Origin of the sequence: Chryseobacterium wanjuense (assembly GCF_900111495.1) — a bacterium.
Classification (GTDB): domain Bacteria; phylum Bacteroidota; class Bacteroidia; order Flavobacteriales; family Weeksellaceae; genus Chryseobacterium; species Chryseobacterium wanjuense.
In genome coordinates this window covers 2,510,637-2,537,531 of sequence record NZ_FOIU01000001.1, presented here as the reverse complement: position 1 = coordinate 2,537,531, position 26,895 = coordinate 2,510,637, and the positions used below count along the sequence as shown (strand labels likewise).

At 35.0% G+C, this 26,895-nt stretch carries 28 protein-coding genes; 12 read left to right on the top strand and 16 right to left on the bottom strand.

Going from position 1 to position 26,895, the window contains the following annotated elements; translation table 11 throughout:
* The first annotated feature begins 166 nt into the window (after positions 1-166).
* Positions 167-1,426 (top strand): esterase-like activity of phytase family protein, encoded by a 1,260-nt coding sequence (locus BMX24_RS11245; RefSeq protein ID WP_089792568.1) that lies wholly within the window; start codon positions 167-169, stop codon positions 1,424-1,426.
* 405 nt (positions 1,427-1,831) lie between these two features.
* On the opposite strand, the gene tpiA is transcribed toward BMX24_RS11245, so the two are convergent.
* The 6 genes from tpiA to BMX24_RS11215 form a co-directional block, all read right to left on the bottom strand.
* Positions 1,832-2,590 carry a triose-phosphate isomerase gene (gene tpiA, locus BMX24_RS11240; protein ID WP_089792566.1) on the bottom strand — a complete coding sequence of 253 codons (759 nt, stop codon included), beginning with the start codon at positions 2,588-2,590 and terminating at the stop codon, positions 1,832-1,834.
* Between the two features lie 5 nt (positions 2,591-2,595).
* Positions 2,596-3,267 carry a DUF4276 family protein gene (locus BMX24_RS11235; protein ID WP_089792564.1) on the bottom strand — a complete coding sequence of 224 codons (672 nt, stop codon included), beginning with the start codon at positions 3,265-3,267 and terminating at the stop codon, positions 2,596-2,598.
* Positions 3,260-4,642: an AAA family ATPase gene (locus tag BMX24_RS11230; RefSeq protein WP_089792562.1), complete on the bottom strand. Its 1,383-nt coding sequence runs from the start codon at positions 4,640-4,642 to the stop codon at positions 3,260-3,262. Before BMX24_RS11230 ends, BMX24_RS11235 begins: the two co-directional genes overlap by 8 nt.
* A 74-nt stretch (positions 4,643-4,716) precedes the next feature.
* Positions 4,717-5,067 carry a tellurite resistance TerB family protein gene (locus BMX24_RS11225; RefSeq protein ID WP_089792560.1) on the bottom strand — a complete coding sequence of 117 codons (351 nt, stop codon included), beginning with the start codon at positions 5,065-5,067 and terminating at the stop codon, positions 4,717-4,719.
* Positions 5,068-5,154: 87 nt separating this feature from the next.
* On the bottom strand, positions 5,155-6,267 hold the full coding sequence (locus BMX24_RS11220; protein ID WP_089792558.1) for a BT_3928 family protein: 1,113 nt from the start codon (positions 6,265-6,267) through the stop codon (positions 5,155-5,157).
* Between the two features lies 1 nt (position 6,268).
* Positions 6,269-6,835, bottom strand: a complete 567-nt coding sequence (locus tag BMX24_RS11215; RefSeq protein ID WP_089792555.1) for a DUF1599 domain-containing protein — start codon at positions 6,833-6,835, stop codon at positions 6,269-6,271.
* A 325-nt stretch (positions 6,836-7,160) separates the two neighbouring features.
* Between BMX24_RS11215 and folP the strand changes: the two genes are divergently transcribed.
* On the top strand, positions 7,161-7,928 hold the full coding sequence (gene folP, locus BMX24_RS11210; protein WP_089792902.1) for a dihydropteroate synthase: 768 nt from the start codon (positions 7,161-7,163) through the stop codon (positions 7,926-7,928).
* A gap of 63 nt (positions 7,929-7,991) precedes the next feature.
* On the opposite strand, the gene BMX24_RS11205 is transcribed toward folP, so the two are convergent.
* The 3 genes from BMX24_RS11205 to BMX24_RS11195 form a co-directional block, all read right to left on the bottom strand.
* Positions 7,992-9,461: a M20/M25/M40 family metallo-hydrolase gene (locus tag BMX24_RS11205; protein ID WP_089792553.1), complete on the bottom strand. Its 1,470-nt coding sequence runs from the start codon at positions 9,459-9,461 to the stop codon at positions 7,992-7,994.
* Between the two features lie 11 nt (positions 9,462-9,472).
* Positions 9,473-9,709, bottom strand: a complete 237-nt coding sequence (locus tag BMX24_RS11200) for a hypothetical protein (protein WP_089792551.1) — start codon at positions 9,707-9,709, stop codon at positions 9,473-9,475.
* A 72-nt stretch (positions 9,710-9,781) separates the two neighbouring features.
* Entirely contained in the window at positions 9,782-11,986 is a 2,205-nt protein-coding gene (locus tag BMX24_RS11195) for a hypothetical protein (RefSeq protein WP_089792549.1), read from the bottom strand.
* 118 nt (positions 11,987-12,104) lie between these two features.
* Between BMX24_RS11195 and BMX24_RS11190 the strand changes: the two genes are divergently transcribed.
* The gene (locus tag BMX24_RS11190; protein WP_089792548.1) at positions 12,105-12,527 is read left to right on the top strand and encodes a hypothetical protein; all 423 of its coding nucleotides are present in this window, start codon (positions 12,105-12,107) and stop codon (positions 12,525-12,527) included.
* A 51-nt stretch (positions 12,528-12,578) separates the two neighbouring features.
* Here BMX24_RS11190 and alaS read toward each other — a convergent pair whose 3' ends face one another.
* Both alaS and BMX24_RS11180 read right to left on the bottom strand, forming a co-directional pair.
* Positions 12,579-15,182, bottom strand: coding sequence for an alanine--tRNA ligase (alaS, locus tag BMX24_RS11185; RefSeq protein ID WP_089792546.1), 2,604 nt, complete (start codon positions 15,180-15,182; stop codon positions 12,579-12,581).
* Between the two features lie 102 nt (positions 15,183-15,284).
* Complete coding sequence (locus BMX24_RS11180) at positions 15,285-15,554, bottom strand: hypothetical protein (protein WP_089792544.1); 270 nt, start codon at positions 15,552-15,554, stop codon at positions 15,285-15,287.
* Between the two features lie 72 nt (positions 15,555-15,626).
* On the opposite strand from BMX24_RS11180, the gene BMX24_RS11175 reads away from it, so the two are divergent.
* The 4 genes from BMX24_RS11175 to msrB all read left to right on the top strand — a co-directional run bounded on the left by BMX24_RS11175 (position 15,627) and on the right by msrB (position 18,121).
* Positions 15,627-16,181: an RNA polymerase sigma factor gene (locus BMX24_RS11175; RefSeq protein ID WP_089792542.1), complete on the top strand. Its 555-nt coding sequence runs from the start codon at positions 15,627-15,629 to the stop codon at positions 16,179-16,181.
* 11 nt (positions 16,182-16,192) lie between these two features.
* Entirely contained in the window at positions 16,193-16,465 is a 273-nt protein-coding gene (locus BMX24_RS11170) for a hypothetical protein (protein WP_089792540.1), read from the top strand.
* 80 nt (positions 16,466-16,545) lie between these two features.
* The gene (locus BMX24_RS11165; RefSeq protein ID WP_228404788.1) at positions 16,546-16,998 is read left to right on the top strand and encodes a DUF417 family protein; all 453 of its coding nucleotides are present in this window, start codon (positions 16,546-16,548) and stop codon (positions 16,996-16,998) included.
* A 10-nt stretch (positions 16,999-17,008) separates the two neighbouring features.
* A complete protein-coding gene (msrB, locus tag BMX24_RS11160; RefSeq protein ID WP_089792898.1) occupies positions 17,009-18,121 on the top strand; it encodes a peptide-methionine (R)-S-oxide reductase MsrB in 1,113 nt (370 codons plus the stop codon).
* A 116-nt stretch (positions 18,122-18,237) separates the two neighbouring features.
* Here msrB and BMX24_RS11155 read toward each other — a convergent pair whose 3' ends face one another.
* The 4 genes from BMX24_RS11155 to BMX24_RS11140 form a co-directional block, all read right to left on the bottom strand.
* Entirely contained in the window at positions 18,238-18,915 is a 678-nt protein-coding gene (locus BMX24_RS11155) for a hypothetical protein (protein WP_089792538.1), read from the bottom strand.
* On the bottom strand, positions 18,912-19,553 hold the full coding sequence (locus BMX24_RS11150) for a hypothetical protein (protein ID WP_089792537.1): 642 nt from the start codon (positions 19,551-19,553) through the stop codon (positions 18,912-18,914). The genes BMX24_RS11155 and BMX24_RS11150 overlap by 4 nt, the downstream gene beginning before the upstream one ends.
* Positions 19,554-19,654: 101 nt before the next feature.
* Positions 19,655-20,500 (bottom strand): ABC transporter permease, encoded by an 846-nt coding sequence (locus tag BMX24_RS11145; RefSeq protein WP_089792535.1) that lies wholly within the window; start codon positions 20,498-20,500, stop codon positions 19,655-19,657.
* Positions 20,501-20,502: 2 nt separating this feature from the next.
* Entirely contained in the window at positions 20,503-21,405 is a 903-nt protein-coding gene (locus tag BMX24_RS11140; protein ID WP_089792533.1) for an ABC transporter ATP-binding protein, read from the bottom strand.
* 117 nt (positions 21,406-21,522) lie between these two features.
* Between BMX24_RS11140 and BMX24_RS11135 the strand changes: the two genes are divergently transcribed.
* From BMX24_RS11135 to BMX24_RS11125, 3 genes are all read left to right on the top strand, one after another.
* Entirely contained in the window at positions 21,523-22,878 is a 1,356-nt protein-coding gene (locus BMX24_RS11135) for an ATP-binding protein (RefSeq protein WP_089792531.1), read from the top strand.
* A 118-nt stretch (positions 22,879-22,996) separates the two neighbouring features.
* The gene (locus tag BMX24_RS11130; protein ID WP_089792895.1) at positions 22,997-24,106 is read left to right on the top strand and encodes an NAD(P)/FAD-dependent oxidoreductase; all 1,110 of its coding nucleotides are present in this window, start codon (positions 22,997-22,999) and stop codon (positions 24,104-24,106) included.
* Between the two features lie 3 nt (positions 24,107-24,109).
* Positions 24,110-24,415, top strand: a complete 306-nt coding sequence (locus BMX24_RS11125; protein ID WP_089792529.1) for a hypothetical protein — start codon at positions 24,110-24,112, stop codon at positions 24,413-24,415.
* A gap of 2 nt (positions 24,416-24,417) precedes the next feature.
* Here the strand turns inward: BMX24_RS11125 and BMX24_RS11120 are convergent, their stop codons facing one another.
* Positions 24,418-24,699, bottom strand: a complete 282-nt coding sequence (locus BMX24_RS11120; RefSeq protein WP_089792526.1) for a hypothetical protein — start codon at positions 24,697-24,699, stop codon at positions 24,418-24,420.
* A 105-nt stretch (positions 24,700-24,804) separates the two neighbouring features.
* Here BMX24_RS11120 and prfB point away from each other — a divergent pair, with 105 nt between their 5' ends.
* Positions 24,805-25,917 (top strand): peptide chain release factor 2, encoded by a 1,113-nt coding sequence (gene prfB / locus BMX24_RS11115; protein ID WP_089792524.1) that lies wholly within the window; start codon positions 24,805-24,807, stop codon positions 25,915-25,917.
* Positions 25,918-26,002: 85 nt separating this feature from the next.
* Complete coding sequence (locus BMX24_RS11110; RefSeq protein ID WP_089792522.1) at positions 26,003-26,713, top strand: DedA family protein; 711 nt, start codon at positions 26,003-26,005, stop codon at positions 26,711-26,713.
* Positions 26,714-26,895: the final 182 nt, after the last annotated feature.

The following is a 26,895-nucleotide window of genomic DNA, read 5'->3' as shown; positions in this document are numbered from 1 at the left end:
CGGTTAAAGCCCGTTCCTATTGAAAAAATTTAACTTGGCAGTTTATTCAATTAGATAAACTTCCAGCCTCCATCTTCCCACTTTCATTTATTTATTTCAAAATTAATATTGCATTCAAGATCAATTTACAATCAATGCCTACTTTCGCTCCCAGTAAAAAGTAAACATGAAAAAATTCTTATTACCTTTATTTGCCCTTACTGTATTGGCTTGTAATGATGATGACAATGTAAACAATCAGGATATCAATTATTCCAAACTTCCTCAGGAATTCCCTTTTTCTACATTAACGACTTTAAACGGGATTAACGTAATCAACGGAGGTTTCGGGTCAGGCGCAACAGCACATCCGACTCAAAAAGGAGAGTTCTACGCCATTACCGATCGTGGCCCGAACGTGGCGTATTCAAACGGAATTAAAATCCTGGTTCCAAATTTTACACCGACAATTATGCATTTTAAGATAAATGCAGACGGAAATATTGAGGTAATAAAGTATATCAAACTTAAAAATCCTTCCGGACAGCCTATCACAGGTCTTCCGAATCCCGTAGGAATGGGAAGCACGGGAGAAATTGCCTATGCAGCAGACGGAAGTGTGTTGGGAACGGATAATTACGGCTTAGACAGCGAAAGTATTGTTGCTGCAGCAGACGGAACTTTTTGGGTTTCTGATGAATATGGACCGCACATTGTTCATTACAGCGCAGATGGAATAGAGTTGGAAAGAATCAGCCCGTACGGAGTAAATACCGGAACGAGAAAACTTCCTGCCGTTTTTGCCAAAAGAAGACCTAACCGAGGAATGGAAGGCATGTGCATGACACCAGACGGAAAAATGCTGGTAGGGACGATGCAATCGACGATGTATGTTCCAACAAAGGCTTTGGCAACGAATACGACGTTAACTAGGATTGTCACTTTTGATCTGGTAAGCGGACAGACAAAGCAATACTTATACAAACAGGACGGCGGCGCTTCGGATTCGGTTTGTGACATCACGCCAATCAGCAATACGGAATTTTTAGTTATCGAAAGAGACGGAAAATTTGGCTCAGAAGGCGGACTTAAAAAAGTCTACAGGATCAATCTTTCAGGAGCTTCTGATGTAAGTGGGTCAGATTTTACAGCCGTTGACGGAATGAAAATCAATAATAAAACCCTTGAACAAAGTACTTGGGATGAAATAAATGCAGCAGGATTAAAACCTGTGACAAAAACTTTAGCGGTTGATCTGGTTTCAAAAATAGGCTACGAACACGATAAATTCGAAGGAATTGTGTATTTAGGAAATAACAAACTGGCAGTTTTCAATGACGATGACTTCGGTGTTGCAGACGACGGAAACGGAAATCCGAAAACGAAAATTCTTCCTAAAACAGGGAAACAGGACAAAGGAACAATGTATATAGTCGATATTCAATAATTAGATTTTGTAGAAAGCGGTGATCATTTTGATTGCCGCTTTTGTTTTTTGTCTCTCACGGATTTTGCAGGTTTTCCTCAGATGGTTGTGTTTTATTTTTTAAATTTAAACGCAAAGAATTTATGATTTAATCTATATTTTAGTTAGAAAAAGGCAAATAAATTTGCTGCGCGAAGCTTGAAAATATAGCTTCATTAAATCAACTTGTTGATATTCTTGGCACCCTTGATATTAATGATAATTTAAATTAAAACTTTGCGTTAAAAAAAATTACGTAATCTTCCCAATCGCAAGAAAATATTTTAAACACAATCATCTGAGTAAATCTGTGAAATCCGTGGGAAATTAAAAACAAAAAAAGACCGTCTAAAAAGACGATCTTATATAAAATATTTTAAATCTAAATTAATTAAAAGCCTCAATAATTTTAGAGAAATCCTCTAATTTCAAAGCCGCTCCACCAATCAATCCTCCATCGATATCTGGTTGAGAGAAAATTTCTTTTGCATTATCCGGTTTTACAGAACCTCCGTAAAGGATAGAAACTTCGTCAGCAACTTCTTTTCCGTATTTTGAAGCAATGATATTTCTGATGTGAGCATGGATTTCCTGAGCCTGTTCAGGAGTTGCCGTTTCACCAGTTCCGATGGCCCAAACCGGTTCGTAAGCAATCACCACTTTTTTTATTTCTTCTGCAGAAAGAGTGAAAAGTGCGACTTCAGTTTGGTTTTTTACCACTTCAAAATGCTGTCCTGCTTTTCTTTGTTCCAGTGTTTCACCGTTGCAGTATACGGGAATTAAGCCTTTATCCAAAGCCAATTTTACTTTTCTGTTGCAGTGAGAATCTGTTTCGCCGTGGTATTGTCTTCTTTCAGAGTGGCCGATCAAAGAACCTGTAGCGTCGATGGATTCCAGCATATCTGCAGAAATTTCACCGGTATAAGCTCCGCTTTCGTGCTCGCTCATATCCTGAGAAAATACTCCGATTTCATCTTTTTCAAAGATATCTTTAGCCATCATTAAATACAAAGATGGAGGGGCAATCCAAACTTCACAGTTGGTGGTATTATTGTTTTTATAGCTTAGTAATTGAACCATTAATTGTTGAGCATCAATTACATTTTTGTTCATTTTCCAGTTTCCTGCAACTATTTTTCTTCTCATAGATCTTATTTATATATAAATTTTAATTTTGCCAACGAATCAGAAATTTGATTATAGAAATTCTTGAAAGAATTTAATTCTATAAGTTTTTCAATTTCAATTTTTTGACCAATAATTTGATACAAATCACTTATTTGTAAATCTTTTCTCCTTTTTTTAGGTTTTTCTTGGTTAATAATTTGTAATGCTTCTTTTATTTTGTTTTTCGGATTTGTAAACGATTCAGGATTACCATTGATTCCAAGTTCAGATTTCGTTTTATGAGTGGAAATTTCATCTAAGAATAAATCAATGTCCGCTAGCATCCATGATTCAATCATATAAATAGGAATAACAGGTATAATTTCTTTACAAATTATATCTTTATTCGATTTAATGTTTTCTATTAAAGGAATATATTTTTCTTTCAGAACTTTAGAATCATCTTTATTGTCTGCATCGCAATGAACTAAAAGAATATTAATGAAGTTTTCTTTTTGATAAGCTAAATTGGCATCAATAATTTGTTTTATGAACTTCTTGCCAGAATCTTTTTTTAATTCTTCTATATATATTTCAACATTACTTCCAAAATCATAAACTAGTTGCTTGATAGTTCTATCTACGACCGAAAACAGAAATCTAGTATCAGTAGAACCTTCGGAAATTAATCCTATAAATAGTTGTTTATTACTCATTGTCTAAAGAAAAATTACCATTATCTAAATAATCTTTAACATTAAGAATTGAAACTTTTTTATCTGGAAATAAATCAGCAATAAAATTTTTATCTACTGGAGAAAGTTTAGTAGTTTCAAACTTTATTTTTTCATTTTTATAGACATCCACTTTTGTAACCATTTTACTAAACCAAAGAGATTTGTTATTATCTTCTTTGAAGTTTTTCCAGAATTCTCCAATCAAAACAGAGGAGTGGGTATTTACAATTACTTGTTTTAAAGGTAATTCGTTATCTGAAAAATCTGTGCTTAAATCAGCTAATAAATCAAGCATAGTTGAGATTCTTGCGGGGTGTATACCATTTTCTGGTTCTTCAAAACATAATAAACTTCCAAAATTATCATCATATTCTAAAATACATAATGTTAATATCCTTAAGGTTCCTTCTGAAAGTACTCTTGATGTATATTCTTTTTTATCTACATCAGTTAATTTTATTATAAATTGGCGATTCTCTTTATCATCAATAATTTTTACTTCTACAAATTGGGGAAGAAATTTGTTTAATTTTCTTGAAATTTCTTTTAAAGCAAAATCATTTTTTAAAGATATTCTATATAATGCAGCTGCTAAATTTTTCCCAGAAATAGTTATCTCATCCTCTCCATTATTTTTATTTGTTGGTTCTCTCAAATCATCTGGATTTAATTGAAGAAATTTCCATGATTTCATTTCTTCTTTTGCTGCTAGAACGTGAGGGAAATCGATTGAATCAAAACTGCTTAAAACTGTTCTGTTGGCATTGTTTAACGGAAATCTTCTTTTATTTCCTCCTTTTGAATCTTGGGGAACGATAACAGTGTTCATTCCCTCAACAATATCAGAATCTATATAGGGAACACCTCTTTTTCCAGCAGGTACTTTGGGCCGCCATATTTCTCTGTTTTTTTTTGATATTAATTCAATCCATTTATCATCCTGATGCTTAAGATTAATTAATTTTTCATGAAATAGTTCTACATCCTCTAGACCAGATTGATTAACAAATCTTCTTAATTTTAATTGATATTGTAATCTTGTATATTTTAAAACGGCCTCATTACCCCAAGCATCTCTTACTTTACTATTTACAAGCATTTCAACTTCAAATTCCATCTTATCAGTATAAATTCCTCTATCATACATGCTAAACAATTCCAAAAAATCTCCCCGTTGGCTTTGAAGAGCTTTTTTAATATTGTCTGAATCCGCAAGTTTTGAAAGTAATTCTAATGCATCAAAAAGATTACTTTTTCCAGAAGCATTTGTACCTGCGATTATGGTAAATGGTGTAAAAGTCATTTCAAAATTATGAAATGATTTAAAACCATTTATTTTAATCTTTGTAATCATTTTTTATATTTTATTTTGAAATTTAAACAAATATAAGTTTATAAATGTGGTAATGAATAATCTTAATTCCTAACTTACTTAATATTCCAAAGATTTTTCAACAGCGTATAGAAAGTATGCTCTTCGTCAGTTACTTTATTATCTGCTTTGATCAGGGTTTTCGCAAATTGTACAAATTTTTCACGCTCGTCCTGCGTAGAATCGTCAAGGAAGCAACGTCCATGGAATTCGAAATGATCTTTCCATTCCTCCGGTTTTAGTAAAGCGATAGTTTCCAGTTCGTTATCCAGATTTACTCTGAAAGGAAATTCCTCAGAAAGATATTGTTGGATAAGAATCCCTTCCTCTGGGGCAAATTCACCGTCTACAGAAGAAAGAATCATCAGTAAATGGTAACCAGCAATTGATTTATTTGATTTTTGCATTATTAAATTTATAATTAAAGTTGAGTGTTTAAAATTAAAATTGATTTTCACGGTGAAAAAATTGACAATTCACCATTCACTTCTTCACTATTTCACATAGTCTTTCGCAGGCTGTTTGTCTACAATTTTTCCGTTTTGTAAAATTAAAACAAATGGGTTACTTCTTGCAATAGTTTTTATGGCAGTTCCGTCCATCATCATGTTTTTAATGGTTTTAAAAGTATTCGGCTCGGTAGAAACCCCGTACACAATATTTGCTCCCTGAGTCTTCACTTTAGCCTCGACCTGCTTCAATAATTCCGGTGAAATATCTTTCGGATGATAAGAGAAAACAAGGATCGCTTTTGGCGCGTGGATGATTTCGTCTGTCACTTCCATTCCGGTCGGATCTTCAATTTTGAATTTTACAATTTCAGATTTATACCCTTCTTTTATGAGCACAGATTCATTTTTTCCTTCCTCGATCTTCCATGGGGAGCCTTCTGCCCAATATTCTGTTTTTTTGATATAATCGTCCTGATTTACTTTTTTAACTTCTCCCGTTTTTTCATTTTTAAGAGAGTAAAAAGTTTTGTATTCTGATGGGTTTTTATTAATTTTTTCCTTTTCACCCTTGATATCGGTTCCGATTTTATAGTCACGGAAATCGATCAGTGGTTCATGCATAATTCCCTGAGACATAATGTAAATCATTACCAAAGAGAAAATTCCCAGAAGAATATATTTAAATGTCCCGGAAGGATCTTTCTTGGAGGTGAACGTGTAATCGTCTTTTTTCTTAAATTCTTTTCGATAAAGAATAAAAACAATAATTAACCCCACCAAAAGAACAATATCCTTAATAAAACTCTGCCAAGGTGTAAATTTTATAGCATCTCCAAAACATCCGCAATCCGTTACCACATTGTAATAAGCGGAATAAAACGTAAGAAAACCAAAGAAAATACAAAGCGCAATTAATGCTGAAAGCGTGAATTTAAGTTTTAATTTTAATAAAAGCATAAACCCCAGAAGAAGTTCCAAAACCACAACAAATATCGAAAGTGGCAGTGCAAATTTTTCTAAAAATGGCATATCAAAGACATTGGGAGCGAAATATTCTTCCATTTTGAAAGAAAAACCTACCAAGTCTACTGCTTTTACGAAGCCCGAAAGGATGAAAATAACAGCAATAACGAGACGTAATAAACCTTTGATCATATTAAATAGTTTTGGATTCAACGTTGTTTTCTTTTTCAGAGAATTTTATCAAGCAGAAAACGGCATAGTTCAGCATGTCAAAATAATTGGCGTCCAAACCTTCCGAAACAATAGTAACTCCCTGATTATCTTCTATTTGTTTTGTTCTTAAAACTTTCTGATAAATCAAATCTGTGATCGAAGAAATTCTCATATCTCTCCACGCTTCGCCATAGTCATGGTTTTTTCTTTCCATTAAATTTTTAGCTTCGGTGGAATATTTATCGTAAAGATTTAAAATTTCTTCTTTATTTTCGTTAAAATCGTTGGAAAAGCCTTTTTCAAGCTGAATCAGTCCAATGATAGAGTAGTTGACGATAGCAATGAATTCATCTTCTTCACTTTCGTCCACCATTTTTTTATCGGTCATCTGTAACGTACGGATTCTGTTGACTTTAATGTAGATCTGATCCGTAATCGAACTCGGTCTTAAAACCCTCCATGCTGCACCGTAATCCTGTAGTTTTTTACTGAAAAGTTCACGGCACTGACCAATAATTTTCTCGAACTGTACTGATGTTTTTGACATAAAATCTCTTAATCTTCCAAATATACGAAATTTTGTGTTTGAGCGCTTGGGGAAGGTAAGTTTTGGAGAGTTTTAGAGTAGGAGGGTTAGAGGGTTTTAGGGTTGGGGAGTGAAGAGTTTGTGAGATTGATGTTTTAAAGTTTAATTAGATCATAAATTATTCAGCAATTATTTTAATTTTGCGGAAATAACTCAATCCATCATTCAAATAATGTCCAAACTTTCCCACTCTCAAACTCTAAAACCCTCCAACGTTCCAACTTCCCAGCCTTTCCATTCAATCAACTGCAACGGGAGATTGGTAGATTTAAGTGTGCCAAAAATCATGGGGATTCTGAATCTGACCCCGGATTCTTTTTCTGACGGTGGAAAGTTTAATAATGAAAAATCAGCGCTGCAACATACAGAAAAAATGTTAAAAGATGGGGCTGAAATTATTGATCTCGGTCCGCAATCAACCCGCCCGAAGGCTGAGTTTTTAGAAAGTAGTGAGGAAATTAGACGAATTGGAAATATCATTTCTTTAATGAAAAAAGAATTTCCGGAAGCATTGATTTCACTGGATACTTTTTATTCGGAAACCGTAGAATTTGGATTTAATGAAGGGATTGATATTATTAATGATATTTCCGGAGGGCATTATGATGACAAAATGTTTGATACTGTTGCCGCGACGAAGCTTCCGTATGTTTTAATGCATGTAAATCCTTCTTATGAAACGATGCATGATAAAATAAAATTCGCTGATATTACCCTTTCGGAGAATCAGTATTTTTCTGAAAAAACGATGGAGCTATTAGAAAAAGGAGTGAATGACATTATTCTGGATCCCGGTTTTGGTTTTGGAAAAACAGTGGAAGATCAAATGAAAATGATCGATGAAGTAAAGTATCTTGATTTTGGAAAATTTCCTTTATTAATTGGAATTTCAAGAAAATCTTTCATTTACAAACCGCTCGGAAAATCGTCTTTGGATATCAATGAAGAAACACAAAAGCTTCATTTAAAAGTTTTGCAGCAGGGAGCAAAAATATTGAGGGTTCATGATGTTGTGGAAGCTAAGAAAACGGTTGACGCTTTTTTGAATAAATAATTGATTCGTGGAGTATTCAGTTTCGGCGGCGAAGCCGCCGAAACTGAATACTTTCAACACAAACTACCTTTCCAGCGTAAAATTAGAAATCACTTTCGGACGTTCATTTTCATTGGCTACTTTCCATGAAGTTCTGTACATCCATTCTGTCATTTTATAGAGCTTTTTGTAATTGATATTTTCCGATTCATCTTGCGGAGTGTGGTACTGATTATGCAAAACACTCGTGAAAAATATAGCCGGAATTCCAGCTTTTGCATAAGGAAGATGATCGCTTCTGAAATAAAAATATTCGGCGTGGCTTGGAGAATCCCAATCTTTCAGATACTTGAATTTTGTACTTTCATTATTAGCTTCTTCCGCCATTTTCACCAATTCTTCTGAGTTTTTGTGGGGAGCATTTCCTCCTAATAGAGCGGCTTCATTATTGTCATTTCTCCCGATCATATCACCATTCAGAACGGCAACGATTTTCTCTTTGGGAACAACGGGATGTGCGGCGTGCCATCTCGAACCCAACAATCCTCTTTCTTCCGCACCATGAAATACAAATAAAATACTTCTTTTTCCGGGCTGTTTTTTGTAGGCTCTTGCCATTGCCAGCATCGCAACACAGGTACTTGCATTGTCGTCGGCGCCATTGTAGATTGTATCATTTTTTACAGGATGTCTGATTCCGTCGTGATCCTGGTGACCACTGATGAGTACGTATTCGTTCTTTAAAACAGGATCTGTTCCTTCAATTTTTCCGATGATATTTACAGACGGATATTTATAAGTTTCCGTGATGAGATTTAATGAAATTTTAGGATTGTTTTTTACCCAATTTGCATTTTCTCTTTTTATCCACAAGACAGGAATATTATTCGTTACTTTTTCCCTTAAGCCTTCAACGCCATAAGCTCCTCTTGTCATTTGGGGAAGAATTTCCACCCAGCTTTTTTCGGAAATATCGTCTGTGATGAAAATAATTCCTTTAGCGCCTAATTCGTACGCTTTATTGTAATATTTTGTTCTTACAAATCCAGGATATCTCCTTACAAAAAGAGTCATCTGCTGATCGATATTTTTATTGGAAGCGTTTACAGCAAGGATTTTTCCTTTAATATTTAATGATGAAAGATCTTCGGGCTCAGCATTTCCGGCGTATACAATTTCACCATCGATATTGGCATTTACAGGTTCTGCAACCAAAAAATCTTTCCATAATTTTAATTGATTATTACCAATTTTCAAGGTGCTTTGCGGAATCACCTGATGCCTGTACATATCGAAGAACTGGAAAAAAGTTCCGTTGTCTCCGGCAGGCTGCATTCCGGCTTCTTTGGCTTTGTCGGCAAGCCACATAGAAACTTTTAATTCATCCAAAGTTCCTGCTTCACGGCCAAGAAACTGATCTGCAGCAAGCTCATACATATCTTTTCGAAGATCTGCTTCTTTGATGGCTGAAACCAGGGGCTTTTTATAGTTTTGTGCACTTCCCCAACCGAAAATCAACAGGCTTAAAATAGATAGGATATAATTCTTTTTCATCGTGTTTTTTATTAATTGAAGTTAGTCAATTTTTCTGAAAACTGTTTTGAAAACTCTTTTCTGTCTTCTTCCAGCTTTTCCAGGTTTGAAGGCAAAATATAGTTGAACAGAATCTTGTCTTCATTATCAAGAAAGATGATTTCTTTTTCATTGCTGTCTACCATTTGGGCGAAAATTTCCCACATGGAAGTGTCTTTTAGCTTTAATAAATCGAAGAATTGTTCTGCTTTTATCTGTATTTTTTGCATTTATTTTTATTACTAATTATTGATTATTAATGGTTTAATCATCTTCTGGAAGATTTGAATTAAAAAATTATTTTAAAATTCTAATAGTTTTAATTTAAACTGAACCGCAAAATTTTGTTTAAAATTTGTAGTCGTATAATATCCAACCCTATAAAATAATCCTAAATTAAAATAAGTTGACAGGAAATTATTCCATTCCAGACCAACTTCCTGATAAAGGTGATTTAATGGTCGGAATTTGAACTGGTGATATTCCGGATGATCCATATTCCCGATGGTTCCTCTTAAAACAAAATCAAAACTCGAAATATTCTGTCCGACACTCTTAAAATACCAAGGAATTTTGTGGGTAAAATAATACGCAATGAACTTGTCGTTATAATATTTTCCTCCTTCCAGCGTAGCAAATCCTAAGAATGAAGTAAGGTTGAAGTTAAAATCTCTTCTTGGCGACGCCAAACCATTCATGGTGAAGTTTTTCCAGATCGGGGCGTTTCCGAAAACCATTCCTCCGTATAATCTGAATCCGGTAGTTCCGAGCATGGTTTTGAAATTATGGACGAAAAGCGCATCAAATCGGGTATAATTAAAATCTCCACCCAAAATTTTATAGCTCTGTTCATAATTAAAATACAATTCGGGATATTTCTGGTCGATCAGGGATTTCCCTTGCGGAGTCATGATATTGGTTGAATTCGGAGAAAATTTTAACGTAAATAAAGTACTGAAATTATCGAAACCCGCACCTCGATTTCTGAATGAATAATCAAACATGGCTTCCTCAAAATTCCTTCTGGCAGCAAAAACTAGCGTAAGCCCGTTCGTTACGTCATTTAAGTAAGATAAGGATGCACTTTTGTAATGGTAATATCGGTCGTTATTCAAATTATTTCCATAGTTGGCCATTCTCATTTTAAAGTTCCAGAGCCTTCTGTAAAACTCTCCGGAAGCCGTTACATCGTCATTGTATTCAACCCTAAAAAATGAGTTTTTATCAAGAGTGGTCTTCATATCAACCCCGATTCCGTATTTGAGCTTGTCGTCTTTAAAACCGTAAGCAAAATAATAATCCGGTGAAAAATACGGGTTGAAAGTTTCATTAATTTTAGCCTTTAAACCAACTCTGAAGCCTTCATAGGAGTTATAATTTGCAATTTCATCCACGGCAAAATCTACAACGCCCACTCTTATTTGTCCGTTTAACAAACCGGTCAGGACACGTGCTTTGGTGTCAATATTATAAATTTTTCCAAGACTGTCTATGGTGGTGTATGTATTTCTTTCTCTGTCTGTTAGAGGATCTGTTCTGTATTGGTTTAAGGTTTTCCCGTCCGTATTTTTTACCGAAAAAGTATAGCCCTTGAAATCATTTTTATCGATTTGAATGGGTGATTTAAAATCAAAATATTTTGAAGTGAGAAAAGCATAAGTGCCAAAACTTCTTTTATCTTTTTTCTCATGTTTTTCTTCGGGATGCTCTTTATTTTCTTCCTCCATCGCCATGTTGCTCATCTTCAGTTTCACGGTTTCATGGGCCAGGAACCATTTATTATTAAAGAAAATCCATGTGCTGGTGATAATTCCGTCGTTTTTATTTTTGCTGAAATTTTCTATTTTTTTGATCCCGTAAGTTTCCGTGTCGATATAGATGGCACCGTTGTATTTTCTTTTTTTGTCGAGCTTTTTATAATTAACCTCTCTGAAACGAATGACGAAATTTTTTCTTCCGTCCATTTCAATGGTATCGGTAAGAAAAAATCTGTAAAGGCCTCTGTTTTCCTGTTTCAGCTGAGCGGGAAGTTTGTCTCTGTTGCTTTGCTGTAGGGCGATCATTTCGTAGATTGGCTGTTTAAGACCTGAAATTCTGTTGTCCAGAATATTGATTTTTTCACCCAATTGTTTTGAATATAAAAACTCCTGAGCTCTTTCCCACAGGAATAATTTGCTTTTTGAGAATATTTTTCGGGCTGAAATATTATTTAATGAATCTTTTTTTCTTTTTTTCTTGAAAAAATCATTGCTTTCAAAAATTTGATTGAAATGAGAAATACTGTCTTCATCGATGTCCAAAGAAACCTTTTCATAAGATTTATATGAGTAGGAATCCAGGCTTTTGGGAGAGTTTTCCTGGAATAGCTGATTTACTTTTTTCAGGATTTCCAGGGCTCTTGGATCGCTTTTGTCTTGAATTACGACAGTTTCAATAGACGTAATTTTTGATTGTGAAAAACCAAAAGCATATATCCAGCAAAAAATAAATAGTAAGACCCTTTTCATGTGAAAAATCTAGGTCAAAATTAGTAATATTTATTCTTACCGAAAAATGAACTTAATTGATATTGGCATGATTTTTAATAGAGATTATCTTGAAAAAAATTTTTAAAACATTAAAAACATGGAAAAAAATTATTTAACCGGATTATTCGGTTTGATCTTATTGTTCTTTTCTTTGAACATGAATGCCCAAAGTTTAAAATCTATGGATCAGCAAAAGGCGGTTCTTGAGCTTCAAACTCAATTGAAAACAAAACAAATCAGTCTTGAGAAAGAAAAACTTAAGAATGCACAGATTCTTCAAAGAACAAATAATCTGAACAACAAATCCAATGATACTGATGTCACTCTTAATTCTGCGACACCTAATTCATCGGTAGATCAGGCCAAAGATGCGGTAAGAGCTTTGAAGAGAACGGAATCTGCCAACAGAGACCTTGATAAAAGCAACAAAAAAATTCAAAGTCTTGAAAATGATATCCAAAGGATACAGGCAAAACTTCAGAAAATGAATTATACAGTCGATATTACTACAAACAACTAAAAAAAAGCGCCCGAAATTTTCGGGCGCTTTCTATATATATTTTAATGTTGATTAAAGATTTAAAGCTTTTTGGTAAGCATTTTCCAAACCGTCAATATTTTTTCCTCCGGCTGTTGCGAACCCCGGATTTCCACCGCCGCCACCTTGAATTTCTTTAGCTAAATCTTTCACGATCGCTCCGGCTTGATAATTAGCCGCCAAATCGTCTGAAACACCAACTGTAATCATCGGTTTTCCGTCTGCATCGGAAAGAATTACCGTTACCGAAGTTGGGATTTCTCTCTTCAGCTGGAATACAATGTCCTTTACGGAACCTGCATCAAGAGACGTTTTCTTTACTAAAAGCTGCTTGTCTCCCTTTTGTTCGTAAGCATTTTTCCAGTCTCCGATTTCTCCTTTTGCTTTTTCTTTTTTCAAAGCGTCAACTTCTGATTTTAATGAAGCATTTTCTTCGATCAATTTTTCGATAGAACGTACGACATCTTTAGATTTTAATAATTGAGAAAGTTCCGCAATTTGTTTTTCTAAATTTTTGAAATATTCCTCAGATTTATCTCCTGAAATAGCTTCAATTCTTCTGATTCCTGCTGCTGCAGAACTCTCGGAAACAATTTTAAAATGACCGATCTCGATGGTGTTTTTCACGTGAGTTCCCCCGCAAAGTTCTTTTGAACTTCCAAACTGGATCATTCTCACACTGTCACCATATTTTTCCCCGAACAAAGCCATTGCACCTCTGTCCAAGGCCTCCTTAATCGGGATATTTCTGAATTCCTGCAATGCAATACTTTCTTTGATTTTTGCATTCACTTTTTCTTCAACCAAAGCCAGTTCTTCCTCTGTCATTTTGTTGAAATGAGAAAAGTCGAAACGCAGATAATCCGGACCAACGTAAGAACCTTTCTGCTCTACGTGAGTTCCCAGAACATCTCTCAAAGCTTCGTGTAACAAGTGCGTTACCGAGTGGTTGGCCTGAGAATTCTTTCTGTCGGTGGCATTTACTTTAGCATAAAAAACTGCACCTGCATCTTTCGGAAGACCGTTGATTAAAGAAATAATTAATCCGTTTTCCTTTTTCGTTTCCAATACTTCGAAACTTTCGGTAGCATTTTCCAGGACACCTTTATCACCAACCTGTCCACCACCTTCAGGGTAGAAAGGGGAGTTGCTCAATACAACCTGATAAAATTCTCCGTCTTTATTTTCTACTTTTCTGTATCTCGTAATATATGTTTCCGCTTCGATCTGGTCGTACCCAACGAAATTTTCTTCCCTTTCTTCTAATGTTACCCAGTCGTAAACTTTCTGGGCAGAATCTGCTTTTGAACGTTGTTTTTGTTCATTTAAAGCTTGCTCAAATCCTTTTTCGTCAATCGTTAACCCTTTTTCTTCAGCAATAATTCTCGTTAAATCATCCGGAAAACCGTAAGTGTCATACAATTCAAAAACTTCCTCAGTTGGTAAGACTTTAGCATTGTTGGCAATCGTCTGCTGAATTAGTTTTTCAACTCTGATTAATCCTGTTTCAATGGTTCTCAAGAAAGATTCTTCTTCACTTTTGATCACTTCAGTTACCAAAGTTCCTTGTTTTTCAAGCTCAGGGAAAAATTTACCCATTTGTTCTTGTAAAACAGCAACCAATTTATAAAGGAAAGGTTCTTTCATGCCCAGAAATCTGTAAGAATAAGAAATTCCCCTTCTTAAAATCCTTCTGATTACATAGCCTGCTCCTCCGTTTGAAGGCAATTGTCCGTCTGCAATCGCAAAAGAAACCGCTCTGATGTGGTCTACCACAACACGGATCGCAATGTCTTTTTCGTCTTCTAAAATTCCTGTATATTTTTTACCGGAAAGTTCTTCAACTTTAGCAATTAAAGGAGTGAAAACATCGGTATCATAATTCGAAGATTTCCCTTGCAGTGCCATACAAAGACGTTCGAAGCCCATTCCTGTGTCGATATGTTTTGCAGGAAGATTTTCCAGACTTCCGTCTGCTTTACGGTTGTACTGCATGAAAACGAGATTCCAGATTTCTACAACCTGAGGATGGTCGTTATTCACCAATTCAAGTCCTGAAACTTTAGCCTTTTCTTCTGGAGTTCTCAAATCTACGTGTATTTCAGAACAAGGTCCGCAAGGTCCGCTTGCACCCATTTCCCAGAAGTTATCTTTTTTGTTTCCGTTGATGATTCTGTCTTCAGAAATTACAGCTTTCCAGTAATCATAAGCATCCTGGTCTCTTTCCAGGTTTTCGGAAGCATCTCCTTCAAATATTGTTACATACAGGTTCTCTTTCGGAATGCCATAGACTTCCGTCAACAATTCCCAGGCAAAAGCAATAGCATCTTTTTTGAAATAATCACCAAAAGACCAGTTTCCCAACATCTCAAACATGGTGTGGTGATAGGTATCTCTACCCACATCATCCAAGTCATTATGCTTTCCTGAAACTCTCAGACACTTCTGTGTATCGGCAATTCTTGGAGCGGTAGGCGTTTTGTAGCCTAAGAAAAAATCTTTGAACTGCGTCATCCCTGAGTTGGAAAACATTAGAGTAGGATCGTCTTTCAGCACAATTGGAGCTGAAGGAACGATAAGGTGGTCTTTACTTTTAAAATAATCTAAAAATTTTTGACGAATCTCTTGTGATGTCATAATGATATATTGCTTTGCTTTTTACAAATTTTTGATAAGATGCAAATTTAAGGTTTTTAAAGCAATGTAAAAATAGTTTTATTCTTTAAGCTGTTAGTAATGTTAAGCTTCAACATTGTCTTTTCGACGAAGGAGAAATCTATTATTCTGAATAAGATAAACTTCCATTATCCGGCTTTCCAACTTCTTTTCTTTTTTAGGAGCTATTTCCTGCTTTCCGTTGCAATTCCTCATTACGCGGCTCCACTTCGTTCCGCCGCTCCATTGCGGGATTTTCACTTCAATCAGGGCTAGGAGAAGGATACTGTTGAAAACCACCCCGTCAAAAGTTCTTTGAATTTTCGCCCCCCTCCAGAGGAGGGGAATTTTCATACTGCATATTTTTTTTGCACTTTCCCTTTAACTTATTATCTTCGTTACTATCTGAAAAGATAAAGCTTTGCTATGACAAAAAACGAAACACTCAAAAATTGGATAGACCAATACTCGGGGGCATTGTTGAGAAGAGCGGTTTACCTGTTGTCGGATAAAGTAGAGGCGGAAGATGTAGTTCAGGAAGTTTTTATTTCGGCTTTTTCGTCGTATGACTCTTTTGAAGGGAAAAGCCAGCCGCTGACTTGGCTGATGACTATTTTAAACAGAAAAGTTGCCGATTTTTATCGCAAAAAATATAAAGCAGAACCACAAATAAAACTAGACCATTTTTTTGATGAAAACGGTTCCTGGAAAAATGATGATGTCCTGAATGATTGGGATGCTTCCAACAAAGAAACCGAGCTTCTCGATGACAAAGATTTTAATAAAACACTAGAGGATTGTATCGAAGATTTGCCCTCCAGATGGAAGATTCCGATGAAAATGTATTATCTTGAAGAAAAAAAAGCACCGGAAGTGAGTCAGGAATTGAATATTTCTACGACTAATCTTTGGAAGATTTTACAGCGAAGCCGAATGCAGTTGAGGGAGTGTCTGGAATTTAATTGGTTTGCAAAATCATAAGGACTGAAAAAATGCTAAAAAAACTAATACATATTATATTTTTACCATGCAGTGAAGCGACTTTACTCATGGAAAAACGCAATGCAGACGACATTTCTCCAAAAGAGAACTGGAAGCTCAATCTGCATCTGAAAATCTGCAAGTGGTGCAGAGCGTATAAAGAAAAACTGGAAATTTTAGACGATATTTTAAAAAGAAAACTTTCTCAGGAGAAGGAAATTAAAATTAATGATTCTGAAATTCAGGGATTTAAAGAAAAAGTATTTAAAAATTTAGATATTTAGAAAAAAAGGTGTCAGGATTTTGAAATTGTTCCGACTATACTTTTGAAAATAATAAAGTATTAATTCAAAATCTTAACAATATGAACGGAACTACACCAATGATCAATCAACGAAGCCCGACATACAGGCTCGGTTATTATATTTCGTTATTCGGGGCAGCGCTTATTCTACTCTGGATCGGAATTTTCAAATTCACGCCCACTGAGGCCAGTGCGATAAAACCTTTAATAGAAAACCATTTCCTGACATTTTTCGTATATAATTTTGTAAGTGTTCAGGCTGTGTCAAATGCTATCGGAGTGATAGAAATTATCATTGCTTTACTATTACTGTTTAGTGTGAAATTTGCATCACTGAGAAAGTACGCCGGAATCGGAATGATTTTCACTTTCCTTATCACTTTAAGCTATTTGTTTACAACTCCAAATATTTGGAAAGTGGTGGATGGAATTCCTGTAACAGACTTTTTCATTGTAAAAGATGTACTGTTTTTAGGGTTTGGATTAATGATTTTAAATGGAAAAAATGAATAAAAAGATAAATATGAAAAGCATATTAATATTACTCGGAGTCGTTCTGGGTATAGCAGTATTTGCAACAAGTTGTGGAGATTCTTTAAAGAAAAAATCCACCGGAATAAAAAAAGAAAATGAGACTAATATGGATACTAAAAATGTAAAAGAAATCTATTTTGCAGGGGGATGTTTTTGGGGTACGGAACACTTTTTTCAACAGGTGCGCGGAGTCGTAGGAACAGAAGTTGGATACGCCAACGGAAATACCGAAAACCCTACCTATGAGCAGGTTGTAAGCCATACAACAGGCTTTGCGGAAACCGTAAAGGTAAAATATGATCCTGAACAGGTTGATCTGAAGCTGTTAATTGATCTGTATTTTAAAACAATTGACCCGACAAGCATCGACAAACAGGGGAATGATAGAGGAAACCAGTACAGAACGGGAATTTATTCAACCGACAAAGAAACGGAAGCAATTGTAAAAGCAGAAGTTGAAAAATTAGCTAAAAACTATAGCAAACCGGTAGTGGTAGAAACAATTCCGTTGAAAAATTTCTACAGAGCGGAAGATTATCATCAGGATTATTTGGATAAAAATCCGGGAGGCTATTGCCACATCGAACCGGGATTGTTTGAAATGGCAAGAAATGCAAACCCGCTTCCAAAAAAGGAATCCAAAGACGTGAAATATCAAAAACAGGATAAGGAAGTTTTAAAGAAAAAACTGACTGCCGAACAATATAACGTAACTCAGGAAAACGGTACGGAAAGACCTTTCCAAAACGAATATTGGGATGAAACCCGTGAAGGAATTTATGTGGATATTACAACGGGAGAGCCATTATTTGTTTCAACTGATAAATTTGAGTCCGGTTGTGGATGGCCAAGTTTTTCAAAACCGATTACTAAAAAATTGATTGACGAAAAGCTAGACCGCACCCACGGAATGACCAGAGTAGAGGTGAGAAGTAAAACCGGAGATGCGCATTTGGGACACGTTTTCAATGATGGACCGGCGGACAAAGGCGGACTTCGCTACTGTATCAACAGTGCTTCTCTGAAGTTTATCCCGAAAGCGGAAATGAAAGAAAAAGGATATGGAGAATACATTTCTTTACTTGAAAAAGATAAGAAATAAATGTAAGTAAGGTGATTGAAGGACTGTCGAAAGGCAGTCTTTTTTTGTTTTAAATTTAAAAGCCGACGCTCTGTCATTCAGAACGGAGCGGAACGAAGTGGAGCGCAGTGAAGAATCTACTTAAAAAGTACCCTTTGTAGCTGAAATCTTTCTTTGATGCTTAGCATTGAAATATTTAAAAACAATAAAAATCCAAAGATGATGTAATAAGCTCCTTTCGGAAGTTTGGAAATATCTTCAAAAAAAATACTGTAAAATTGTCTCTTAATAAAATCTAAAATTGCATCTGTTATAGACGGATCTTCATAATCTCTAATAACATCGTCACATAGAAGACATTCAAATTCTTCTTCCTCAATTTTTTGGCTTTTATGGATTACCGGAACCAGAAAATTCCCTGTTTTATCCATATCCAAAGCATAGCTTTCATGTTTTGCAATGGCCATATCGTTTAATAGAGATACAAAATCTCCATAGGTATTTTGTTCATTTAAAATAAACTCAATTGCCGTATTTTTTTCATTATTTTGTTGAAGCTGTTGAATTTCTGAAACATATAATTTCGAATTTTCTTTTGCTTTCCCGGAATCGACTTTTATCTTTTTTAAACTCCATTTTCTGAGAGGTTCAAGAGTAGAGTCAAAATTACTTTTATCTTTTGCCAATTTTATGGGAAGCGCAAAATCTATTACATTATACACGGTTTTATCCACATGAGGATTGATATAATACCAAAACAAAACAGGAACCAGTAAGGCACTGATCAATCCCGGGAAGTAATATATTTTTTTCATACAAGTGTTCTTTTTAGTTGAAGATTTTCTTTAATACTGAACATCGAAATATTTAAAAACAATAAAAATCCAAAGATGATGTAATAAGTTTGTTTGGGAACATGATCAATAAGAGTTTCAGGTCTGACTAAATTCAAAACGGGCTTTTCTTCATAATATTCACCTCCTACAACACCTCCGCAAATAGAGTTGTGTTCTCTTTTAGTTTCATTCGGATCTTTATAAAAATGAACCGCAAAAAAATGATCGGTTTTTCCTACATCAACACCATAAGCTTCCTGTTTTGCCAACTTCATGGCATCAATTAATGCAATAAAATCCTGATAATTGTTTTTATCACCAATCACAAACTCAATTCCTGTTTCTTTTTCATTTCTTGCCTGAAGTTTTTTTAATTCCGAAACATAATATGGTTGATTTTTTAAAGCTGTATTGGGCTTTACAATAATTTTCTTATAATTCCAATTTCTATAAGGCTCAAATGTATTATCAAAATTATCATTGTATTGATGTTTTGCAGGAAGTCCCAAATCCATCACAGTATATTGTGGATGAACTCTCTGATTTCCATAATACCAAAACAAAATCGGAAGCAGCAATGCACTGATCAATCCCGGGACATAGAAAATTTTCTTCATAGCTATTATTTTGTCGAAACTGAATGAAAATTTTAAGCCAAAAAATAAAAAAAGTGACTCAAAATGAATCACTTTTATATTTTAAATATGTTAATTAAAATCTACCAATCTCTTTTTCTCAAAATCCAGTAAGATCCCAAAATAAAAATCACACACCAAACAAGACAGGCGATCATGCTTTCCGTAGGGTAGTGAAATTCGTATTTTAAGCCCATCATTTTTGCGAGATTCAATCTCATCATCGGGTTGGGAATCAGATTCGACATACTTTCCAAAGGTAAAAGATGTGTCAGAAAAAAGTCGTTTTGCAGTACATGTTCTCTTTGTGGCCCTTGTAATCCTTGTACTTTTGTGAATTTTTCAATGACTGTCAGAACACCTTCACCAATCCAGAGAACGAAAAAGGCAAGAAATACGAAAACCGATTTTCTCAATAAAATAGACAGGAACATCAGGAAACAAAAGAATGTAAAGAGCTTCACAAAATAATTTCCAATAAAGAAAATTTCCTTGAAAACCATTTCAGACTCGGTGGTTGTCGAGTATTGGTATCCCAAAAACATGGTAATGGCAAAGACAACGACAGTCGAAATTATGGTAAAAATTGTTATTGTTAATAGTTTTGAACTAATGAATTCCTTTCTGCTTAATCCATCAATGGTATTTTGCTTAAACATTCGGTTGCTGAATTCCTGCGAAATCGAGAAAACGATGATTAATCCTAAGAAAATTTTCAATAAAGCAACAATCCATGTCGTAAAATTCCAGATTTCCGGGAAATTGTAAATTCCCTGCTCTTTTAAATTAATTGGATTTCCAAAAAGATTTAAATCTACCAATCCAATGAAAAGCAAAGCAATAAGAATCGCAAAATAAAGTGCCGTGAAAATCTTGAATGGTTTGTAATTCAAGTTTTTATAATATTCTAGTTTTAATAGTTTTATCATGATTAGTTCGTGTTTTTTACAAGTTCAAGGAATTGAGATTCAAGAGACAGTTTTTTCTTGGTAAGATGAGAAAGAAAAATACCTTTTTCCACAAGTTTCTGATTCAAAGCTGACGCAGAAATTGATGCATCATCGCGGATCTGGGCTTTCAGAATTTCTCCATCCTGATGAACTGATGTAAACCATTGAAGTTCGTTCAAAGCGTTCAAAAGTTGGGTGTTGTTGTCTGCTTTTAATTCAAAATAACCGTTGTTGGCGGTCATTTCGTCCACTCTTCCGCAATAAATTGAGTTTCCTTCTTTTAAAACAATAACATGGCTGCATATTTTTTCAATTTCATCCAGAAGGTGACTGGCAATGATGATCGTAATGCCTTGTTTTGCAATACTGTTAATGATGTCCCTGATCTGGATAATTCCTTCAGGATCAAGCCCGTTGGTAGGTTCATCAAGGATCAGAACTTCCGGGTTATTCAACATGGCGGAAGCGATGGCAAGACGTTGTTTCATCCCCAGTGAATAGGTTCTGAAAGGATCTTTTTTTCTTTCCAAAAGACCAACGGTCTGCAAAACTTCATCAATTCTTTGTTGAGGTGTTCCTTTTATTTCAGCAACAATCTTCAAGTTGGTTTCTGCACTTAAATAAGGGTAGAAATTGGGCTGTTCGATGATCGCGCCGATTTTTTTCAGTGTATCGGGATCGGTTCCTCTTTTTCCAAACCAGTACCACTCGCCATGAGTAGGGTTTATGGTAGAAAGGAGCATTCCGAAAGTAGTAGATTTTCCGCTGCCGTTAGGTCCCAAAAGCCCGTAAACATTCCCTTTTTCTACGTCAAATGAAATATTATTGACTACGACTCTCTTGAATTTTTTAGTCAAATTCTTTACTGACAAAATTTTTTCCATGTAATTTGTTTTACATAGTAGTAGTCTATGTAAATGATAAATTGTTACAAGAATTATCATAAATCAATTTACATTTAATCTTAAATACATTAAATTTGGTAGAATTAATCGACCGTTATGAAGTTAATTGAATTAGCAAAAGAACTTAATGTTTCTGTAGAAGCTATCAAACAATTTATTCAGGATTTTGATCTTGAGCTGGGAGTTTGCATCAGTACAAACTTTGAAGTAAAAAAAGATTTTGAAAAATTTGCCCGCGAAAATATAGAATTTCTAAGATCATACGAAAAGGATCTTGAGAAAACCAAAACACTGGAACAGATCGCCGAAACTATTAATCAGCCTAAAGAAAAGGTGGAAAAAGCCATCAAGGAAAGCAATCCGAATATTTTTGATAACGGGTTTTTCAAATCATCGATTTCCAGCTATGGAATTGATAATAAACTAGGCGGAAACTATCAGTTTGTCTATGATTATTTTGGGCACAAAACCAGCCTTCAGCATAGAGATTTTATCGGATATAGGGATTTATTCTTTTATATTTCGAATATTTTGGAACCTTTTTTAAATCCGCAGCAGATTAAAGACTGGGGAATCAACAAACCGGCAGGAATTATTTTGTACGGACCTCCGGGAAGCGGCAAAATATTCTGGGCGAATAAAATCGCGGAAATTATCGGATACAAATTCAAAGAAGTTAAAAAACACTATCTCGGAACATCTTTTGTAGACGGCAACAAAACAGATTTTAATGATTTTCTGTCAACCATCATGAAAGAGGACAAAGTATTGATGTTCTTGGAAGATTTCGACGAAATCATGATGGCCAGAAAAGCCGAAAAAGATATCGCTTCCTGCAATCTGGAAACCCAAGAGGTCATCCTTCATTATATCGGAAAATTTGAGCAGGAAAAGTTGTTAATGGTTGGTTCCGCCAATACTGTTTCGGAAATTGATGAAGAAATTCTCGCTCCGGGAAGGTTTGATGTAATGATCCCTGTTTTCCCACCAAATCTGGCAGAAAGATCCGAAATCATTCTCTATGCGATGACCAAAGATCTTGATGAAGATTCTCTTTTATTTAAAATTTTAAAACATAACAAAGCCGATAAAATTCCTTTCTGGCACGGTGTTTCGTCCCAGATGAAAACGTTCAGCAATACGATGCTGATTGATTTTACCCAAAGCTTAAAAAAGAGAATAAAAAATCTGTACCAGAGAACCAGAAATGAAAACCTGAAAATCGATCAGACCATTCTTAATGCAGCTTTAAGGGATTCTGCAGGAAAGCTTACCGAAGAATATCTGGATCAGATTGCGAGATTTTTGGAGGACGTTATTATCAATAATTTCGACCAGTTTCAGTACAGAATTCAAAGTTTGAAAACCGAGCTTGATGCTTACAAAGTGGTGGAAGAACCCAGAAGAGCCATTGGTTTTCATCACAACGGGGAAGAGGATAGTCAGGGATAATTGGGTGAATTCGCTTCGCTTGTGAATTTTGTTTTGCAAGTTAATTGTGAATTTATTGATAAGATTAAAAATTTACAAGCGAAGCGGATTCACCATTCACCATTCACAAAAAACACTCATGAATAGCAGCGTTTGGGAGCTTGAAACATTTTACAGAAACCGGGATATTATCATTATCGGAGCCGGATTTACAGGACTTTGGAGTGCCATTTCCATTAAAGAAAAATATCCTGAAAAATCGGTTTTAGTGATAGAACGGAATGCCATTTCGTTGGGTGCTTCAACAAGAAATGCAGGTTTTGCCTGTTTCGGAAGCCTTACGGAAGTCATTGCCGATTCTGAGAAAATGGGTTGGGAAAAAACGCTGGAACTCGTAAAGATAAGGTTTGAAGGCCTTCAGAAAATTCAAAGCTATTTTAAAAATAATGAAATCGATTTTGAATTGAACGGAGGATTTGAAATTCTCAATAATGATGAGCCTTTACAAAGAATTGATGAGGTAAATGAAAAGCTGAAATCGATCACGGGAATTGAAAAAACCTATTTTTTAAATCAAAATAAAATTAAAGAATTCGGACTCGGAAAATCACAATTTCTTATTGAAAACCCTTGTGAAGGAAGCCTGCATTCCGGGAAACTGATGCAGAAACTGTTGGAGAAATGTTATGAATTAAAAATAGAATTCCTTTTCGGAACAGAAGTTGAAAATATCGTTGAGAATTTTAGTGAGGTTGAAGTTCAATTGTCTGAAAATCTTTCTATTAAATCAAATCAGATTATTCATTGTACCAATGCTTTTGCTTCAAAATTTTTAAATAAAGAAGAAATAATTCCGGCTCGCGGACAGATAATTTTAACCGAACCTATTGAAAATTTAAAGTTGAAGGGAACTTTCCATTATGATGAAGGATTCTATTATTTCAGAAATCTTGGAAACAGGATTTTGCTGGGTGGCGGAAGAAATCAGGATTTTAAAACAGAAGAAACGACCAATTTTGAGACCACAGAATTTCTGCAAAACCATTTGGAAAACTTTTTAAAAGAAGTAATTTTGCCCGGCCAAAATGTCGGAATTTCCCTTCGATGGTCAGGAATTATGGCGATGGGTTCAGAAAAAACACCAATTGTAAAACAGGTTTCCGGGAGACAATTCTGTGCCGTTCGACTTTCAGGAATGGGAGTGGCGCTGGCTCCGAAAATTGGGGAAATTGTTGCTGAAATGATTTAAAAAATGAAAAATAAAAAGTACACAAACCTTTTTGCGATATTAACAATTCCAATTTTAGTATTTGTAATATTTTTTGCTGGTGGAGGTCATGGAAGCTATCTTCCAATGATGACTATTTTTCCTTTTTTTACTTTCGGAATTGTAGTTCCGGAGAAAATTTCATCATTGTTTTTTACGATAGGATTACTTCAATTCGCCATTTATGGTTTCTTTATGGATAAATTTGGTGCAAAAACAGTGCTGCCATATATTATTCTGATTCATTGTTTATTAGTTACAATAACCTTTTTATTAAAAGCACATTTTTAAATTCAATTTTTAGCCCACCAATCAAAAAACGCATCAGTGATTTTCCCTGAATCAAATTCTTGACGACAAAGTCCATACGTAACAGTTAATTCATTTTCAACGATTTGTTTTACTTTATCATAATCTGAATTATTTTCCAATTGTTTCAATATTTTTTCAGCTAATAAATCAAATTGATCTTTAGAAAGAGCTGGAATTAAATTCATTGATACAATGATTTTTTTCAATTGTGCAAAATTTCCATTTCTTTTATTCAGCAAAACATTTATCTCATTAATGTCCATTCGATCAAAAAATTATAAAAGTAAATATACTTGAAAAATATTACTCATTGCACATTATTCATTACTCATAATTTTATCCTTATTTTTGCAAAAAAATAAACATTCGTGATCAACAACGACCAGATAAAAGAAATTCAATCCAGAATTGATGACCTGCATAAATATCTTCAGATCGAAAAAAAGAAGATAGAAATTGCCAATGATGATGAAAAAACCGCTGCTCCTGAATTTTGGGACAATCCAAAAGAAGCCGAAACGTTTCTAAAACAGTTGCGTTCCAAGAAAAAGTGGGTAGAAGATTATGAAGAAATCAACACGCAGTTTGAAGATTTACAGGTCTTGGCAGATTTTGCCAAAGAAGATCCGGATTCTGAAAAAGAACTGGACGAAACTTTTCCTCAGTTAGTCGAGAAAATCGAAGACCTTGAGTTTAAAAATATGCTTTCCAATGAGGGTGACGAGCTTTCTGCTGTACTTCAGATCACTGCCGGAGCCGGTGGAACGGAAAGCTGCGACTGGGCTTCCATGCTGATGAGAATGTATACCATGTGGGCGGAAAAGCAAGGCTATAAAATCCGTGAACTGAACTTCCAGGAAGGAGATGTAGCCGGAGTGAAAACCGTGACTTTGGAAATCGACGGCGAATTTGCTTTCGGATACCTGAGAGGTGAAAACGGAGTTCACAGATTGGTAAGAATTTCTCCTTTTGACTCTAATGCGAAACGCCATACGAGCTTTGTTTCGGTGTATGTGTATCCTTTGGTAGACGATACGATTGAGATTAATATCAATCCTGCCGATATTTCATTTGAAACGATGAGATCTTCCGGAGCGGGTGGTCAGAACGTTAACAAGGTTGAAACTGCCGTTCGTCTTCGCCACGCACCGACAGGAATTATCATCGAAAACTCAGAATCAAGATCACAGCTTCAGAATAAGGAAAAAGCGATGCAGTTGCTTCGTTCGAGATTATATGAAATGGAGTTGGAAGAACGTATGAAAGCCCGTAATGAGATCGAAGCCAACAAAATGAAAATAGAGTGGGGAAGCCAGATCAGAAATTACGTGATGCATCCTTACAAATTGGTGAAAGATGTTCGCTCGGGATACGAGACTTCGGATGTGGATTCTGTAATGAACGGAAATATCACACCATTCCTGAAAGCATTCCTGATGGCGGATGGAACGGCCGTTTCGGATGATGATATGGACTTGTAAAAATCACTTTTAAATTTAGTTAAAATCTTATAATTAATTTCCGTTTGACGTTTATTAAGCTTATTTTTGTTGTTCATGAATATGTATGGAAGATTATAACAGTTGGAAAGATTTATTGAATCCTGAGTTTTATATAAAATTAGGAGGGTTCTGGTTGATTTTGTTTATTATTTTTGCTGAAACAGGTCTTTTTGTAGGATTTTTTCTACCGGGGGATTCACTGCTTTTCGTTTCGGGAATTTATGCTGTCGACATTATCAAAGAGACTTTTGGCTCCACAGGGAGCGATTTTTTAGATACTTTCATTTTGGCTTCTTCTGTAGCATTGGCAGCGATTATCGGAAACGAGGTTGGATATTATTTTGGAAGAAAAACGGGTTCAGCTTTATACAAAAAGCAGGACACGATGCTTTTCAAGAAAAAATATTTGTATCAGGCTCATGATTTCTTCGAAAAAAATGGGGCTTTGGCGATCATTATGGCAAGATTTTTACCGGTTGTAAGAACTTTTACACCCATCGTTGCAGGAATCGTAAAAATGGATAAAAAAGATTTTCTTAGAGATAATGTGATCGGGGCTGTTCTTTGGTCGTTTATATTAATCTTTTCAGGACATTATCTGGATAAATTATTCATCGAACAGTTTGGAATAGATTTAAAGAAAAAATTAGAATTAATCATCATCGTTATCGTATTGGTAACAACTTTGCCAGTGATTTTCAAATTTTTATTCGGGAAAAAACAAGATTTCTCGAAGTATGAAAATCATAATTTTGATGAAGATGAAGAAAAATAAGAATTAATTTAAATAATATAAATGAACCTTCGATTTTCGGAGGTTTTTTTGTTATTAATTAGGATTTATTTTGATATTTAAATTCTTATTGTAGCTGCTTCGACGGAGCTCAGCATGACATCGCTACAAATTTACAGTTGAATAAAAACAGTTAGTACTAGCAGCATTGTCATGCTGAGCTC